Source organism: Dyella sp. RRB7 (genome assembly GCF_022761115.1).
Classification (GTDB): Bacteria; Pseudomonadota; Gammaproteobacteria; order Xanthomonadales; family Rhodanobacteraceae; genus Dyella.
The window spans coordinates 1-1,231 of the sequence record NZ_JAKWJS010000016.1 but is presented as its reverse complement, the minus strand read 5'-3'; the positions used below and the strand labels follow the sequence as shown (position 1 = coordinate 1,231).

General features: G+C 60.2%; 1 protein-coding gene. It reads right to left on the bottom strand.

What is annotated here, in order from left to right:
• Positions 1 to 26 precede the first annotated feature (26 nt).
• Positions 27 to 1,168 (bottom strand): IS3 family transposase gene (locus MJ606_RS18215; RefSeq protein ID WP_243050973.1). Its coding sequence is split into 2 segments (ribosomal slippage): positions 27 to 919 and positions 919 to 1,168, totalling 1,143 coding nucleotides; the frame shifts between segments, so codons are not numbered across the junction.
• Positions 1,169 to 1,231: the final 63 nt, after the last annotated feature.

The window sequence follows — 1,231 nt, the reverse complement described above, 5'->3', positions numbered from 1 at the left end:
TGGACCGGCCAGAGTTCTGTAGACACTTACGAGCCGCTTTGCGCGTAGCGCCGTTCAAACTCTACCGGTGAAAGGTCGCCGACGAAACCATGTCGGCGTATCGGGTTGTAGAACATCTCGATGTAATCGAACACGTCTGATGTTGCCGCCGTCCGCGTCGGGTAGATACGCCGCTTGATCCGCTCCTTTTTCAGTGCACTGAAGAAGCTCTCGGCGACGGCGTTGTCGTGGCAATTCCCACGGCGACTCATGCTCGGCTGCATGTGGTGTTCCTTCAGAAACGACTGCCAATCACCGCTGGTGAATTGGCTACCCTGATCCGAGTGAACCAGGACGCCAGGGCCAGGCTTTCGCTTCCATACAGCCGCCAACAGCGCCTGCAGCACCAGGTCGGTCGTCATGTGCGGGCGTGTCGCCCAGCCAATGATCTGACGCGAATAAAGATCCATCACCGCCGCCAGGAACAACCAGCCTTCGTAAGTGCGGATATAGGTGATGTCCGTGACCCAGACCTTGTTCGGGCCATTGGGCGCGAACTTCCGATCCAGCACGTTGGCCACCACGCCGACGGGGCCGCCCCGATAGCGTGGCTTACTGCCGTAACCGATCTGTGCCCGTAGGCCATCGCGCTTCATCAGCCGACGCACGCGATGGCGACTGCACTGTTCGCCGGCTTCGCGCAAATCGCAGGTGATCTTGCGATGCCCGTACACGCCGCTACTGGCCAGCCAGAAGTGCTTGATCCGTCCCAATAGGCGCGTGTCCTCGCGCTCTCGTGCACTGGCCTGCTGGTGCAGCCACCCGTAGTACCCACTGCGATGCACACCCAGCACCCGGCACATCGCACACAGACGAAACTCGCGGGCATGTGCCTGCATGAACACGTACTTCGCTTTTACCCCTTGGCGAAGTACGCCGCAGCTTTTTTTAGGATGTCGCGCTCCTCGGTCACGCGTTTGAGCTCAGCCTTCAGGCGCCGCACCTCGGCGCTCTGGTCCAGCTCGGACCGGCGCACGGCATCCGGCTGACCGAACTTGACCTTCCACGCATACAGGCTGTGCGTCGTGATGCCCAGCCGATCAGCCACCTCAGCTACCGAATGGCCACGCTCGGTTACTTGCTTGACCGCTTCGATCTTGAACTCATCCGTGTATCGCTTGCCACTCATACCGACCTCCTCGACTGCCAGAAATTATGGCTCGAAGATGTCTACGAAAGGCTGGCCGGTCCA